The organism is Bacillus sp. EA-CB0995 (assembly GCF_055814245.1).
Genome location: NZ_CP169269.1, coordinates 888043 through 903305 on the forward strand (window position 1 = coordinate 888043; position 15263 = coordinate 903305).

The 15263-nt window shown below is 37.8% G+C and carries 15 protein-coding genes, 2 pseudogenes and 1 riboswitch; of the genes and pseudogenes, 9 read left to right on the forward strand and 8 right to left on the reverse strand.

Annotated elements, in window-relative coordinates:
* Positions 1 to 5: 5 nt before the first annotated feature.
* A pseudogene (locus ACEWFJ_RS04765) lies at positions 6 to 1006 on the reverse strand (ABC transporter substrate-binding protein).
* A gap of 226 nt (positions 1007 to 1232) precedes the next feature.
* Here ACEWFJ_RS04765 and ACEWFJ_RS04770 point away from each other — a divergent pair.
* From ACEWFJ_RS04770 to ACEWFJ_RS04780, 3 genes and pseudogenes are all read left to right on the forward strand, one after another.
* Positions 1233 to 2207 carry a phosphotransferase enzyme family protein gene (locus tag ACEWFJ_RS04770; RefSeq protein ID WP_473690721.1) on the forward strand — a complete coding sequence of 325 codons (975 nt, stop codon included), beginning with the start codon at positions 1233 to 1235 and terminating at the stop codon, positions 2205 to 2207.
* Between the two features lie 172 nt (positions 2208 to 2379).
* On the forward strand, positions 2380 to 3177 hold the full coding sequence (locus ACEWFJ_RS04775) for a 2-phosphosulfolactate phosphatase (RefSeq protein WP_473690723.1): 798 nt from the start codon (positions 2380 to 2382) through the stop codon (positions 3175 to 3177).
* Between the two features lie 274 nt (positions 3178 to 3451).
* Positions 3452 to 5289 (forward strand): annotated as a pseudogene (locus ACEWFJ_RS04780) (acyltransferase family protein).
* Between the two features lie 89 nt (positions 5290 to 5378).
* Here ACEWFJ_RS04780 and ACEWFJ_RS04785 read toward each other — a convergent pair.
* Positions 5379 to 6281: a Nif3-like dinuclear metal center hexameric protein gene (locus tag ACEWFJ_RS04785; RefSeq protein WP_473690725.1), complete on the reverse strand. Its 903-nt coding sequence runs from the start codon at positions 6279 to 6281 to the stop codon at positions 5379 to 5381.
* Between the two features lie 134 nt (positions 6282 to 6415).
* Here ACEWFJ_RS04785 and ACEWFJ_RS04790 point away from each other — a divergent pair, with 134 nt between their 5' ends.
* On the forward strand, positions 6416 to 6739 hold the full coding sequence (locus ACEWFJ_RS04790; RefSeq protein WP_253630679.1) for an iron-sulfur cluster biosynthesis family protein: 324 nt from the start codon (positions 6416 to 6418) through the stop codon (positions 6737 to 6739).
* Positions 6740 to 6914: 175 nt separating this feature from the next.
* Complete coding sequence (locus tag ACEWFJ_RS04795; RefSeq protein WP_473690727.1) at positions 6915 to 7820, forward strand: DMT family transporter; 906 nt, start codon at positions 6915 to 6917, stop codon at positions 7818 to 7820.
* 23 nt (positions 7821 to 7843) lie between these two features.
* Here the strand turns inward: ACEWFJ_RS04795 and ACEWFJ_RS04800 are convergent, their stop codons facing one another.
* Both ACEWFJ_RS04800 and pckA read right to left on the reverse strand, forming a co-directional pair.
* Positions 7844 to 8065, reverse strand: coding sequence for a hypothetical protein (locus ACEWFJ_RS04800; protein WP_440602336.1), 222 nt, complete (start codon positions 8063 to 8065; stop codon positions 7844 to 7846).
* A gap of 250 nt (positions 8066 to 8315) precedes the next feature.
* On the reverse strand, positions 8316 to 9902 hold the full coding sequence (pckA, locus tag ACEWFJ_RS04805) for a phosphoenolpyruvate carboxykinase (ATP) (protein WP_473690729.1): 1587 nt from the start codon (positions 9900 to 9902) through the stop codon (positions 8316 to 8318).
* Between the two features lie 219 nt (positions 9903 to 10121).
* Positions 10122 to 10246, forward strand: a riboswitch (SAM riboswitch).
* 165 nt (positions 10247 to 10411) lie between these two features.
* Between pckA and metK the strand changes: the two genes are divergently transcribed.
* Entirely contained in the window at positions 10412 to 11611 is a 1200-nt protein-coding gene (metK, locus tag ACEWFJ_RS04810) for a methionine adenosyltransferase (RefSeq protein ID WP_473690731.1), read from the forward strand.
* Between the two features lie 46 nt (positions 11612 to 11657).
* Here metK and ACEWFJ_RS04815 read toward each other — a convergent pair whose 3' ends face one another.
* Positions 11658 to 11843, reverse strand: coding sequence for a hypothetical protein (locus ACEWFJ_RS04815; protein ID WP_473690733.1), 186 nt, complete (start codon positions 11841 to 11843; stop codon positions 11658 to 11660).
* A 3-nt stretch (positions 11844 to 11846) separates the two neighbouring features.
* On the reverse strand, positions 11847 to 12029 hold the full coding sequence (locus tag ACEWFJ_RS04820; RefSeq protein ID WP_473690735.1) for a hypothetical protein: 183 nt from the start codon (positions 12027 to 12029) through the stop codon (positions 11847 to 11849).
* 161 nt (positions 12030 to 12190) lie between these two features.
* On the opposite strand from ACEWFJ_RS04820, the gene ACEWFJ_RS04825 reads away from it, so the two are divergent.
* From ACEWFJ_RS04825 to ACEWFJ_RS04835, 3 genes are read left to right on the forward strand one after another with little or no spacing between them, the layout of a single operon-like run.
* Entirely contained in the window at positions 12191 to 12700 is a 510-nt protein-coding gene (locus ACEWFJ_RS04825) for a MogA/MoaB family molybdenum cofactor biosynthesis protein (protein WP_429718178.1), read from the forward strand.
* On the forward strand, positions 12697 to 13287 hold the full coding sequence (gene mobA / locus ACEWFJ_RS04830) for a molybdenum cofactor guanylyltransferase (protein ID WP_473690737.1): 591 nt from the start codon (positions 12697 to 12699) through the stop codon (positions 13285 to 13287). Before ACEWFJ_RS04825 ends, mobA begins: the two co-directional genes overlap by 4 nt.
* Positions 13288 to 13309: 22 nt before the next feature.
* Positions 13310 to 13954, forward strand: a complete 645-nt coding sequence (locus ACEWFJ_RS04835) for an NUDIX hydrolase (RefSeq protein WP_473690739.1) — start codon at positions 13310 to 13312, stop codon at positions 13952 to 13954.
* 71 nt (positions 13955 to 14025) lie between these two features.
* On the opposite strand, the gene ACEWFJ_RS04840 is transcribed toward ACEWFJ_RS04835, so the two are convergent.
* Both ACEWFJ_RS04840 and ACEWFJ_RS04845 read right to left on the reverse strand, forming a co-directional pair.
* Positions 14026 to 14559 (reverse strand): GNAT family N-acetyltransferase, encoded by a 534-nt coding sequence (locus tag ACEWFJ_RS04840; RefSeq protein WP_473690741.1) that lies wholly within the window; start codon positions 14557 to 14559, stop codon positions 14026 to 14028.
* 261 nt (positions 14560 to 14820) lie between these two features.
* The gene (locus ACEWFJ_RS04845; protein WP_473690743.1) at positions 14821 to 15246 is read right to left on the reverse strand and encodes a hypothetical protein; all 426 of its coding nucleotides are present in this window, start codon (positions 15244 to 15246) and stop codon (positions 14821 to 14823) included.
* Positions 15247 to 15263: the final 17 nt, after the last annotated feature.

Sequence of the window (15263 nt, forward strand, 5' to 3'; positions counted from 1 at the left end):
GTCCTCTATTTCTTAATAACACTTTCTGCAATGGATGTGTTCACTAAATCTTTATGTTGCACTTCTTTCGGTAATTCGCCAGCTTCTTTCATAATACTTTGCAGTTGTTTCCACTCTGCTTCATCTAACAATGGATTCGTTGCGTACGAATGTTGCTGTTTGTAACGATCGATAACTTTCACCATAATATCTTTTGATGTATCTTTAAAGCGCGGTTCAACAGCTTTTGCAATTTCTTCGGGGCTATGTGTATCAACCCATTGCTGCGCCTTATAAATAGCGCGTGTAAATTTCTCAGCAGTTGCCTTATCTTTCTTTAAGAAGCTTTCTTTTGCCATAAAGGTTGTATACGGAACAGTTCCAGATTCAACGCCAAATGAAGCAACGATGTAGCCTTTTCCTTCTTTCTCGAGAATACTAGCAGTTGGTTCAAAGAGCTGTACGAAATCACCTGTTCCAGAAGCAAAGGCATTCGCAATATTTGCAAACTCGATATTTTGAATTAAATTTGTATCTTTATGTGGATCAATTCCGTGCTTTTTCAGTACGTATTCGCCAACCATTTGCGGCATACCGCCTTTACGTTGACCGAGGAAAGTTGTACCTTTCACATCACTCCAATTAAAAGACTCCAATTTTTTACGAGAAACGAGGAATGTTCCGTCTGTCTGTGTTAATTGCGCAAAGTTAATGACAGGGTCTTTTGCCCCTTGCGCATAAACATAAATAGATGTTTCTGAACCGACAAGGGCAATATCGATGCCATTTGATAATAAAGCTGTCATCGTTTTATCGCCGCCAGCAGTTGTTTGCAAATCAATGTCTAACCCTTCATCTTTAAAAATCCTTTTTCCATAGCGACATATAACGGAGCATAAAATAATGAATGTGTCACCTCACCAACGCGTACTTTCTCTACTTTTGTACTTTCTTCTTTTTTATTACACGCAACAAACGTAAAGGCAGTAAGGAAGACAATTAAAAAACACGCTAGAACTTTTCGCAATTTATGACACCTCCTAAAAATACATCTACTTTAATGTATGTGGGTAAATGCCTATATGTGAGTGGACAGAGGAGGAATTTTTTGAGCGGAAAAGAAAAAATAACGATGTGCGGATTTCATTTTTTCGTCATAAAAATGGAAGTATCACTTTGTTAAAAGAGATGAAGGAAATGTGCAAGGGAAAACTAATATATGTAAAGGAGAAAAAAGAGAAGGGGTATATGACATGCATGCGAAAGTCAAACAAGCATTGAAATATTTTGGTGGGAAAGAAGAAAACTGCGTTAAGCTCTCTAGCGGATTTCAAAATGAGGTATATGAGTATACGTATGAAGGAGAACAGCGTATTTTACGGATTACACCGAGCTCTCGCAGAAATTTAAAACAAATTCAAAGTGAACTAGATTTTATACGCAGTTTACAAGAGGGCGGCGTGAATGTTTCCTTGCCAGTTGCCTCTTGTTTCGGAAATGATATAGAACGAATAGATATAGATAAAGAGGCATTTTTTATTACTTCATTTGTAAAAGCACCTGGTCAGTTTGTAAACGTTGCGAATGAACAAGAATGGAATATGAGGCTGTTTCAAAACTGGGGGCAAATGATTGGAAAGATGCATGCGGTTGCTAAGCGGAATCATAGTCATGATGAAGAGTACGAGAGGCCGATTTGGAAGCCGAGTGTAAACTCTATGAATTTATTATTATCCATAAGTAAACCGTTAGCCGTAAGCTATGAAAACATAATTACAGAAGTTCAGATGCTTTCCAAAGAAAGAGATACATATGGACTCATTCATAATGACCTTCATCAAGGAAACTTTTTTGTGCGGGATAACACATTAACAATTTTTGATTTTGACGATTGCTCATTTTGCTGGTTTGCACAGGATATTGCGGTATCATTTTATCACGCAGTTTGGCAGGGATTGTCAGTAAGGCCGGAACATGTATCCTTCCCCAAAGAATTTATGAGGTATTTTATAGAAGGATATAATAAAGAACATACGATGAATAAAGAAATATTAAAGCAAATTCCGCTTTTTCTTAAACTGCGGGAAGTCTTTTTGTTTACGCTGTTTCATGAAGTATGGGACTTTGACAAGTTAGAAGAATGGCAGGCTTACACATTAAAAAATTTGCGATATCGGATTGAACAGGGAGTTCCGTATACAGATGTGGATTTTTTAAGTTTTGTGTAAAGAGATAAAAAAAGCGATGTAATAGCTCACTGAAGGTGTAAGCTGTTACATCGCTTTTTTTATACAGACCTCATTCGATATGTTATCAAAATTCTGAAAAATAGTCTATTTCTTTTTATAGTATGCAGCTAACATGAGAGTGAAAGTAATAATAATGGATGGGGGACACTATATGTCAGTCTTTGATCAATCTTCATTTCAATGTCGCATAGAGTGGGGACGGCGCGGCGCTAGGGAGGCAGCGAAGCGAGGAGATATTACGATTATTGTAGATGTTCTTAGTTTTTCTTCGACAGTAGTCACAGCTTTACATGTAGGGGCTGAGATCTTTCCATATCCGCCGTCGTTAAATGAAAAAGCAAAAGCGTATGCACAGCAATTAGGTGCAGAGCTTATGTTAAGCAGGGCAGAAGCAGCGGAAATGGGTAAGCATTCTTTATCCCCGGTAACATTTAACGATGCTGACCAAGGGAAGAGGTTTGTTTTATGTTCATTAAACGGTGCGTCTTGTACATGGATTGCTTCGAAAGTTCCTGCTCTTTTCATTGGCTGTTTACTGAATGCTTCAGCTGTTGCGGAAGCTGCGAATCTCCTCCAAAAACAAACTGGTGCAAATATTACGGTTGTCCCTTGCGGAGAACATTGGGAAGATCCAAAGGAAGATGAAAATGAGCTGAGACCAGCAATAGAAGATTATTTAGGAGCAGGTGCAATTATAGAAAATTTACAAGGAAGTAAGTCAGTTGAAGCACAGTTATGTATGGGTGCTTTTCAAAATGCAAAGTCCAATCTTAATGAGTTTATTTGGGATTGTGGGAGTGGCCGAGAGTTACGTGAACGTGGATTCGCGGAGGACGTAACACATAGTGCATCTCTAAATCTACTGCAAGTAGTACCATTTTTACAGAATGGCCGGTTTGTGAATTTTATCCCGCTATTTTTGGGCAGTAACACCCCACCTCAAGATTGAGAGAGAAGTGAGGAAGATAGGTGTGTGATAAAGGGAATTTGTTATATAAACTAGCATTTTCTAAAAATTATCCTTTTTAATTTGATAGAATCAATATGTCTAAGTTCGGTAGATTTCTTGTGCCGGAACCACATTACACGTATCTCAGTTGAACCTTTACATGATTGATGATACATTTTAAAATGTAGTATTACGTAAAATATAGATGGGTTTATATTCGGGTTATAGTATAGAATTGATAGAATTCTTGGAGAGACATGGGAGGTGACTGTGAATGCCTGAACCATTAAAGAAAGATCGTCGTTATATGGTTGGATTAGAAAGTCTAAGAGGCCTAGCCATACTAGGTGTTATTTTGTATCATCTCAATCCTAAGTGGCTACCTGGAGGATTCCTAGGCGTTACTGTATTTTTTGTACTTTCTGGTTATTTAATTACCGATCTTCTTGTTATTGAATGGAAGGAAAAAAGAGGATTGATTTGAAAAATTTCTGGTTGCGTAGGGCAAGGAGATTGCTTCCAGGAATGCTTGTCATGCTTGTTATAATTCTAGCATGGATTACAATTTTTCATAGTTCTTTACTTGGAAAGATGTGGGGAGATTCATTAGCAGCTTTATTCTATGTTAGTAACTGGTGGTATATATTTCACAAAGTATCATATTTTGATAGTTTTGGCCAACTTGCTCCACTGAATCATTTTTGGTCATTAGCTGTTGAGGAACAGTTCTATGTGGTTTGGCCGCTCATAATTAGTCTAGGATTTTCCTATATAAAAAAACAGTCACGTATAACGTTACTTATTTTCCTCGGAGCGATTGCTTCAGCTGTCGCAATGGCAATGATATATGTACCGGGCGCTGATCCAAGTAGGGTTTATTATGGTACCGATACAAGAGCGTTTTCCTTATTGATTGGTGCAGCACTCGCTTTAATTTGGCCGAGCAGTAGGCTTGCTAATAAAATTATCCCGTCAGCTCGTCTTGCTCTTGATGTAATTGGAGGAATTGCTCTTATTGTGATTCTCTTTATGTTTTGGAAGACGAATCAATATGATCCATTCCTATACCGAGGAGGAATGTTCCTTTTCTCGGTTGTTACGGCATTATTAGTAGCGAATCTTGCTCATCCAGCTAGCCGAATTAGTGTATTTTTAAGGTTTAGGCCTTTACGATGGATGGGTGTCCGATCCTATGGGATATATCTCTGGCATTATCCGATTATCACATTGACAAGTCCGCAAGTGAGTACTGGAGAATTTCAGTTTACGAGGGCCATTTTTCAACTTTTTCTTATTCTGTTTATAGCGCAGCTTTCATGGAAATTTATCGAAAATCCAATTCGTCAAGGTGCATTGAAGAATATTCGTTTACATAACTTAAGCATAAGAAACTTAGCGTTAAGTGGTAAGCTAGCTTTAGCATTTGCACTATTGGTTTCTGTGACAGCTGGTTTCGGTTTATTAACAGGGAGCCAAGCAAAAGCGGATTCTAAAAAAGCTAGTATAGAAGCAGTACAAACAGAACAAAAAGAACAAACGAAACCAAAAGAGCAAACAAAACCAAAAGAACAAACAGAACAAAAAGAACAGGCTGATAAACCAGCTCAAAATAAAGAAGAAAAAGGAACGGTTTCTGAGAAGCCTAAAGAACCTCCAACAGTTACAGCCATTGGAGATTCAATTATGATTGACATATCTCCATATTTGAAAAATACTTTTCCTAATATTAAGATCGATGCGAAGATTGGAAGACAAATGTCTGAAGCAACCGCCACGGTAGATAAAATGAAAAAAGAGGGTAATTTAGGAGAGTATGTAATTATCGGATTAGGTACAAATGGAGCATTTACTACTGAGCAAATCACATCATTGATTCAATCGATAGGTAATGAACGTAAAGTTATATTAATTAATACAAGAGTGCCGCGTCCATGGGAATCATTGGTGAATGAGAGATTAAAAGAAGCAGCGAAGAATTTCTCAAATGTCACACTAGTCGATTGGTATTCAGCAAGTGCTGGGAAGCAGGAATATTTTGAACCAGATGGAGTCCATTTGACGAAAACAGGGGCAGAGGCATACGCTTCACTTGTAGTGAAGGAGATTAAGTAGGTAAAACACTCGTTTTGACTTTAAAGTGGTTTTTGGATGAGTAGGAAAAAGCGCTATTCTTTTTTACAGAAAGAATAGCGCTTTTTGTATTAATACCACCATTTTTCCTGCGGCAGTAACACAACATTTACATGAAAGTTTTGCGAAAACCAATCATACATTAGCGTCTTTTTCACTAAAAACTCAGACGCAGAATGAGAGACCCCAATAAGTGACATATTTGTATGCGGGATATACTCTTTCATGATGGCATATTTCTTTTTGCCATATTCATTATCAATATGACAATGCACCTCTCCAGTAATATAAGCTTGTGCGCCTTTTTCCTCTGCTTCTTGCATCATACTTACTTTATCACCGCATCCTGCGACGATGGCGATTTTCGAAATATGAGAACGTTCTTGTCCTTCAAAGTCCACATACGGAATATCAAAAATACTTTTTGCTTTTTCGATTAATGCATTTGTATGTATTGGGGCAATTTCACAAATCAACCCGTCGTCTTCAGCAAAGCTTTCAATGACTGACGCATGCAGTGCTTTGGCGATAGCGATATTTGTACCATATGCTTTGTGACGATCCATTGGCACATGACATGTGTACACGGATAATCCTTTTTCTTTTATGGCCCGTAAATAATGTTCTGGAATAGGAACGAATCCGCGCCCTGGTAAGCCTTGCGGGTCTCCGCATTCCATGACAAGAGGATGGTGCATAAATAATAAATCTCCAGCTTTTCCTTCATCAAGAAATCTATCTAGCACCTCATTTGTTGGAAAGACAGCTAGAAATACGTTACGAACAGTATCTTCTCCTTTTAGCATGAGCCCGTTAAAATATGTAACAAAATCATTTTCAAAGAAATCTTGCCATGGAAACGAAATAGGATCGTAAACAGCTGGAATAAAACGACTAAATCCAGGGTCTATTCCATGCTTATGAACTGCAAATAAAGTATCTAATTTATGTTGTATGTCTTGGAGTGTTGGCATGATGAACTCCTCCTTTGGAAAATATATGAATTTTATTATATATTTGAATGAATTTTCTGTATATACAAATCAGATCAGTTTATGAAAAAGAATGCTACAATAGGATAATCGTTATATATGTAGGAGGAAAAACAATGAATGTTACAGTGACAGAAGCGGCATATGCAAAAATAAAAGAAATGATTCCAAGTGAGGCAAAATATATAAAATTATTTTATGATAACGAAGGATGCGGCTGTGTGATGAGTGGGATTATTGACTTAGTTGCTGTATCTGAAAAAGATGAGCGCGATGTAGAGATTTCATCAAACAAATTTCAGTTTATTGCAGATCGAACGAAGCTCGTTTTTATGGATGATAACTTGATTGTTGATTTTCAGGAATCAGGAGGAAACTTTCAATTAAAAAGCCCAAGTCAATATTATAATCCGAATATGAAACTGCATGTTCGGGTGTAATGAATAAAATAAAAAAGAAGAAAGCGGATTAAACTTGCTTTCTTCTTTTTTATTTTGCTGCTTGTATACGTTAAGATTTAGGGAAGACAAAGAAGATAGGTGAAGGAAAGAAGGAATTTTAACATGTCTCTTGAAATTTAATGAGGTAAAGGATTAGATATAGTGGGGGAAATGTATGAAAAGATGGGGAATTGAATTACTGCTTTTCTGTGTTGTTATCATATGGGGAATCAATTATACAATCGGAAAATACGGTCTTGTAGAATTAACAGCAATCCAATTTACAGCAATGCGCATGGTTACTGCTGCACCACTTTTATTATTGTTGGCGTTTTACATAGAAAAATCGCTTTATATTGCATGGAAAGATGTTGTCAGGCTTACTTTCGTTAGTATGGTGGGGATTACGCTGTATCAAACGCTGTTCATGGAGACGATTCAACATACGTCTGCAACTAATGCGTCACTATTAATTTCGATTTCTCCCATTTTTACAACGATGTTTGCTGTATTCTTGAAAGAAGAACAGCTTTCATCACGTAAACTCATTGGATCGGTCATTGCGTGTATAGGAGCAGCACTTGTATTACTTGCAGGCCGTTCACTTGTGCAATCTTTTTATGGCAATGCAATTGGACTCATTGCTTCGATTTGCTGGGGATTATATCCTGTCTTAGCAGGGCCGCTTATGAAGAAATATTCAGCCCTGCGCGTAACGGCCTGGGCGGCAGCGATTGGTGCAGCGCCACTTGTATTAGTAAGCGGTTGGCGAATTGTTCAGCTGCCTTTTGAGATTCAGCACGGCAGTACATGGTTTTCGTTATTATATTCGATTTTCTTCGTTACTGTATTTGGTCTTGTCATGTGGTACGTTGGGATTCAAAAAATTGGTGCATCTCATACGATGGTGTATATGTACGTTACACCGTTTGTAGCAGTTTTATTTGCGGCAATATGGGCGAGAGAGCAGCTATCTTTACAACAAATGATAGGTGGAATTGTTATTTTTGTTGGTTTGTGGCTTGTAAAATCTAAAAAAGCTAATCAAACATTACTCGTAAAAGAAAATATATCAAAATAAGAAAGCAGATCAAATCTGCTTTCTTATTTTTTTATTTTAGGTAAGAAAATAAGATACAAAATAGCTGTAATAAATGGAATCCAGTTGAGGAAAGGTAAGCGGAAAAAGCTAATAAGAATCATACCTGTGAGAAGAACGCTGAGGACCGCATAAAAAATACTATGCTTAGGTGTGTACCAATATAATGTTAAGCCAACAAGAGCTGGGATAACAAAATGAATAAGAGCGATTAAAAAGAAGAGCAATGGAAGTCCCTCCTTTACCGTGTACTTATATATTATATCCATATTTTGTAAGGTTGATAGCTGATTTTTTAGAAATCGTCAAAAATGTTTGCAAATAGGAAAGAGGCTTACGAAATGAATCGTAGGCCTCTTTTATATGTAAGCATGTGCTATCACAAGAAAACGTGGGCTTTGTCGGTGAGTACTTGTTTTCTTGCAATAACAACATACTTATTCACATGATTTAGGATATTTCAAAGTAAAGTCGGGTTTAAGCGATTGGACCGCCAAGTTTTACAATTGTTTCAGAAACGTTATCAAATTTCTTGAAGTTTTCTTTGAACTTATTCGCAAGCTCAGTTGCTTTTGCTTTGTAAGCTTCTTTATCAGTCCATGTTTGTTCTGGCATTAATACTTCATCAGGTACACCAGGAACATGAAGTGGTACTTCAAGACCAAAGATATCATGTTTCGCTGTTTCAGCGCTATCTAACTCGCCGTTTAATGCAGCTTGCACCATTGCGCGTGTATGACCTAAGTTCATACGTTTTCCAACGCCGTATTCGCCGCCAGTCCAGCCAGTGTTCACTAAGAATACTTTAGCATCGTGCTTCTCGACTTTTTCTCCAAGCATTTCTGCATAGCGAGATGCATCAAGCGGTAAGAATGGAGAACCGAAGCATGTTGAGAATGTTGCTTGCGGTGAAGTAATACCGCGCTCAGTTCCTGCCAGTTTACTCGTGTAACCACTTAAGAAATGGTACATAGCTTGCTCTTTCGTTAATTTGCTGATTGGAGGCAATACGCCAAATGCATCAGCAGTTAAGAAAATGATTGTATTTGGATGACCTGCAACGCTAGGTAATACGATGTTATCAATTGCATCAATTGGATAAGCTGCACGTGTATTTTCTGTTAATGCAGTGTCATCATAATTTGCAATGCGTGTATGATCATCAAGCACAACGTTTTCTAAAACAGAGCCGAATTTAATCGCATCAAAGATTTGTGGCTCTTTCTCGCGAGATAAGTTCACACATTTTGCATAGCAACCGCCTTCAATATTGAATACACCGTTATCAGACCAACCATGCTCGTCATCACCAATTAATTTGCGGTTTGGATCAGCAGATAATGTTGTTTTACCTGTTCCAGATAAACCGAAGAATAAAGCGACATCGCCTTCTTCACCTACGTTTGCAGAGCAGTGCATAGAAAAAATATCTTGTTCTGGAAGTAAGTAGTTCATGATAGAGAAGATTGATTTTTTCATTTCACCAGCGTACTCTGTACCGCCGATTAACACGATACGCTTTTCAAATGAAACGATAATAAATGTTTCTGAGTTCGTGCCGTCAACTTCTGGATCTGCTTTAAAGTTTGGTGCAGATACAATTGTGAACTGTGAATCATGATTTTTTAATTCTTCCTCAGTTGGGCGAATGAATAATTGATGTGCGAATAAGTTATGCCATGCATATTCATTAATAACTTGAAGAGGAAGACGGTAGTTGCGGTCTGCTCCTGCAAATCCTTTAAATACGAATAGTTCTTCTTTTTCTTTTAAGTATTCTAATACTTTTGTATATAATTTATTAAAATGCTCTTCAGAAATCGGTTGGTTTACCGAACCCCAAGCGATTTTGTCCGTAACAGATGCTTCGTCTACAATAAATTTATCTTTCGGAGAACGTCCTGTATATTTTCCTGTTGAAACAGAAACAGCGCCAGTAGAAGTTAATCGTCCTTCATTTCTCATTAATACTTTTTCCGTTAATTGTGGAACGCTCAATTGAACCTGTGCATTGCTTCCGTTTAATAACTCATGTAATCCAATTTGGACATTCACAGTACTCATATTTTATATACCATCCTTTGTTTAATTTATAAATATTCTCGTAATCCCCATTAAGAGTATAACACAATCATATAAATAATGTATACTATTTATTTATTTTTGTTTGTGTTATTATATTATTTTTTTCCATAAATTTCTGTCGTTAAAAACTTATAGGAATATGTGTATATGGATTGACAAATGAAAAGCATTTCTTTAGTATAGTTGAGGACGGATACTCTCTTATCCCGAGCTGGCGGAGGGACAGGCCCGATGAAGCCCGGCAACCTCACTTGTATGTACGACAAGTTCAAGTGAATAGGTGCTTAAACCTGTGCGAGATGTAATGTCTCGAGCGATAAGAGCGAAGGGCAAAAAGCAGTATGCAAGTAGCGAATACAACCTTTCCTCTATATATAGGAAAGGTTTTTATTTTGCGCTTGTGGGAGAATACATGAATGTCGCAGTTTGTGGCAAATTAAGGATGAGTTCCGTACAATATATACATTTACTGTCGGGAGGTTTACCACATGACAAAAAAACGTCATCTGTTCACATCTGAGTCTGTAACTGAAGGACATCCAGATAAAATTAGTGACCAAATTTCTGATTCAATTTTAGATGCAATCTTAGCAAAAGATGCAAACGCACGTGTAGCTTGTGAAACAACAGTAACAACTGGTTTAGTATTGGTAGCAGGAGAAATTACGACTTCTACTTATGTAGATATTCCAAAAATCGTTCGTGAAACAATTAAAGGAATTGGTTATACTCGTGCAAAATACGGTTTCGATTCAGAAACTTGTGCAGTTTTAACATCTATCGATGAGCAGTCTGCTGACATCGCAATGGGTGTTGACAAAGCGTTAGAAGCACGCGAAGGTCAAATGACTGACGAAGAGATCGAAGCAATCGGTGCAGGCGACCAAGGTTTAATGTTTGGTTTCGCATGTAATGAAACAAAAGAATTAATGCCGCTTCCAATCTCTCTTGCTCATAAATTAGCTCGTCGTTTAACAGAAGTTCGTAAAGATGATACATTACCATACTTACGTCCAGACGGTAAAACACAAGTAACAGTTGAGTACGATGAAAACGGTAAGCCAGTTCGCGTTGATACAATTGTAATTTCTACGCAACATCACCCAGAGATTACTTGGGAACAAATCGATCGCAACTTAAAAGAATTTGTAATTAAACCAGTTGTACCAGCTGAGTTAATCGATGAAGAAACAAAATTCTTCATTAACCCAACTGGCCGCTTCGTTATCGGTGGACCACAAGGGGATGCTGGCTTAACAGGTCGTAAAATTATCGTAGATACTTACGGTGGATACGCTCGTCACGGCGGCGGTGCATTCTCTGGTAAGGATGCAACAAAAGTTGACCGCTCTGCAGCATACGCAGCTCGTTACGTTGCGAAAAACATCGTAGCAGCAGGTCTTGCTGACAAAGCAGAAGTACAACTTGCATACGCAATCGGCGTAGCGAAACCAGTATCTATCTCTGTTGATACATTCGGCACTGGAAAAGTATCTGAAGAAGTATTAGTAGAACTAATCCGCAGCAACTTCGATCTTCGCCCAGCTGGTATCATCAAAATGCTAGACTTACGTCGCCCAATTTACAAACAAACAGCAGCATACGGCCACTTCGGACGTACTGATGTAGATCTTTCTTGGGAGCGTACAGACAAAGCTGAAGCTTTAAAAGAGCAAGCTGGTCTATAATATAGGAAGAAAAAAGCTTTGCACACACGTGCAAGGCTTTTTTTATTTAATTACTTTCCTGTTTTTCTAACTTCCCAACGCAGGAAGTACAATACACTTCTCCGCCTAGTTCAATATACTTTTGAATATTTGTTATGCCGCTTGGCGGATATTGCATGTAAATCCAAGAACGTTCGTGTACCGCAATTTCCTTTCCGCATGATGTACACATAGCTGATTTTTTACCGAACATCAATTATTGCCCCCTCTGTGAACGGGATTTTCCGAAGCAGTATGCACTGCAAAGTAAAAAGATTGTTGCACATCCAAAACCGCCAATGACTGCGTAAGGTACAGCGTCTTTTAGTGCCATGCCGGCGCTAATGGAAGCGACGAAAAGTAAGATAAATAGTGTCGTTAATTTTCGCATTGTATCCATATGAAATTCCTCCCTTTTGAAAATCCCTATATTTCTATTATAAGGAAGAATTCGGAAGTGAGATATTTTTTCTATAAAAATGTGTGACATGCCGCACATTTTTTTGTTGCTGCATCATATATGATAAAATTTAGATAGTTCAGAAGAAGGAGCGAATGACAATGAGCGTCACAGAACATAAAAAACAAGCACCGGCACAGGTTCGTTGTAAAATCATAACGATTTCGGATACACGTACAGAAGAAACAGATAAAAGCGGACAGTTATTAAAAGAGTTATTAATAGAAGCAAATCATCAAGTAACGGCTTATGAAATTGTAAAAGACGATAAAGAAAGTATTCAGCAAGCTGTGTTAGCAGGCTGCCAGCAAGAAGATGTAGATGTTGTGTTAACAAACGGCGGTACAGGAATTACAAAACGTGATGTCACAATTGAAGCAGTGGAAGCGTTGCTTGATAAAGAAATTGTAGGCTTTGGAGAACTATTTCGGATGATTAGTTATTTAGAAGATATCGGAAGCGCGGCGATGTTAAGCAGGGCAATTGGCGGGACAATTGGACGGAAAGTTGTCTTTTCTATGCCAGGATCAACAGGTGCGGTTCGCCTTGCGATGAAGAAATTAATTTTACCAGAGCTTGGACACATTACATTTGAGTTGCATCGCCAGTGAAAATTGCAGGAATTGTATTAGCCGGCGGACAGTCCAGTCGTTTTGGAGAACCGAAAGCATTAGTAACTTGGTGCGGAAAAACATTTATTGAACATAGTATAGAAGCATTGAAAGAAGTTGTTACAGACATTGTTGTGATTAGCCATCCAGCGATTACAAATGAGCTCTCGCATATACTGTATGTACCAGTTGTAGAAGATATTGCGCTGTATAAAGGAAACGGTCCGCTTGCCGGTTTATTAACAGGCATGGAATTTGTAGATGCAGATTGGTATATTGTTGCACCGTGTGACACACCAAATATTTCGAAAGCATGGGCGATGACATTCATCGAACGAGCAGACGAAACATATGAAGCAATTGTTCCACTAGTTGAAGGACGGAAACAACCACTTTTAGCGCTATATCATCACAAGGTAAAAGGAAAAATAGAACAGTTATTAAAAGAAGGTAAGAGAAGTATGCAGGGGCTATTATCTCAGTGTAATGTCCAGTATGTGACGGCAGAAGAATCACAGCTGTCGAAAGAGTTATTTCTTAATGTGAATACAAAAGAAGAATATAGCCAATTACAGAATAGGAAGTGAATGGGGAAGGGGAGAAGCTATCATGGAGAACGAATTACTGAAAATATTTGATGATCATAGAAATCCAATAGGAGTAGCAACCCGTGAAGAGGTACATAAACTGGGGCATTGGCATGAGACGTTTCAGTGTTGGTTTATAAGTAGAGAAAACGGAGTAGATTATGTTCACTTTCAAATTCGTAGTGAGACAAAAAAGGATTATCCGAATCTGTTAGACATTACAGCTGCTGGGCATATATTGGCACACGAAACGGTATATGATGGAATCCGAGAGGTGAAGGAAGAAGTAGGGATTGATGTCTCGTTTGATGAATTAGTGTCATTAGGTATTATCGATTATTGCGTTACAATAGGAGATTTTATTGATAAAGAATTAGCTCACGTTTTTTTATATGAAAATAAAAAACCAATGGATGAATATAAGCTGCAAATAGAAGAAGTATCAGGCATTGTTAAAACTGAATTTAATAGTTTCTCTGAACTTTGGTTAGGAGAAATGAATGAAATTACAGTGGAAGGATTCGAAGTGAATGAAGCCGGGGAAAAAGTTTTAATCCATAAGGCTGTAGATAAAAGTAACTTTGTTCAGCATGAACATTCGTATTATGAGAGCATTATAAGGTTGATGAGAGAGAATATGAAATCGTTAGGGAGTACTGAAGCGTAAAGCGAATGACTAAACATCAGTGGGGGATGAAGAAAAGCCCCACTGATGGAAGTTTTACGTTATATAGGTATCTAAATCATCAAGCCCATAATAAGAGTATTATAATAAACACCATTTATATACGTATCTTGTTGTAATAATCCTTCTTCCTTAAAGCCAACTTTCTTATATAATTCTATTGCTCTAGCATTATCTTCTCTCGTTACGAGATGTATTCTCTTCGTAGTCCCATTTAATTTTGCCCACTCGATAAGCTCGTCCATCAGTATTCTACCTAAACCGAATCCGCAGTACTCTTCTGCAATTACGATCCCTAGTGTTCCTACGTGTTTTGTTCTAGCTTTTGGACTCGAGGTAATAGATGCGATGCTTATGATTTCATCATCCATTGTTGCTAGTAAGATGATGGAACTATTATCTGCTCCAGTAGATTCTATGAATTTTTCATAATCATTTAAAGACATACTGAACTCATTTTTCCCGAATGAAAGAAAATCAGTTTCGCCGCCGACTACATTATAAAAATCAATCATAGATTGAGCGTCTTTTTGTAAAGCCTCTCTTATAATTACTTCTTTTCCGTTTCTTAAACATATTGTTTTCATATTTCTCAACTTCTTTCGAATTAGTTAAGTTCATCATAATATTAATGTTTGAATTTGAATAGCGTAAAATTTATCCCGCATTAACGGGCAGTAAGACCTCCACCTCAAGATTCAAAGAGAGACGAGGAAGATAGGTGAGGGATAACTGCCCGTAAAATCCCCACTGATGGAAGTTTCACTTTATGTATGCTACAAGTGAAATGAATATAAAAAGAAGAGGACTTCTCCTCTTCTTTTCAAATAGTTGGTCTGTTATTTCCGTTAAGAGACACACATAAAGTTTCTAATTTGTGCATACCGATAGCTTACTTTTCGTCGACGTCCTGATTGCCAAATATATCCGGATACTCCGTTTTGTCTAACTTCAGTTGTATAAAACCAAAAATCTCTACCAAAAGGTCCTTGTCCTCTTAAACCAATAAATCCCCATCTACCTAAACAATTACACATCGCTGATCGTATTTGAAACGCTTGTATAGGAGAAGAAAATGCTGCTGGTGCTGCTGGTGCTTGTGCCGGTGGTGGGGTTGTTGGAGCATCTTCAGCATCGTCGGGACGATAGACATCATCGTCGATTTCCCTTGTGTCCTCGAATGGTTGATAACCTGGTTGTGGATAATCTGGGTGTTGATAATACGGCTGTTGATTATAATTTACATGCGGAAAGTACATTGGCTGATTATTCATGAAAAAATCACCTCATT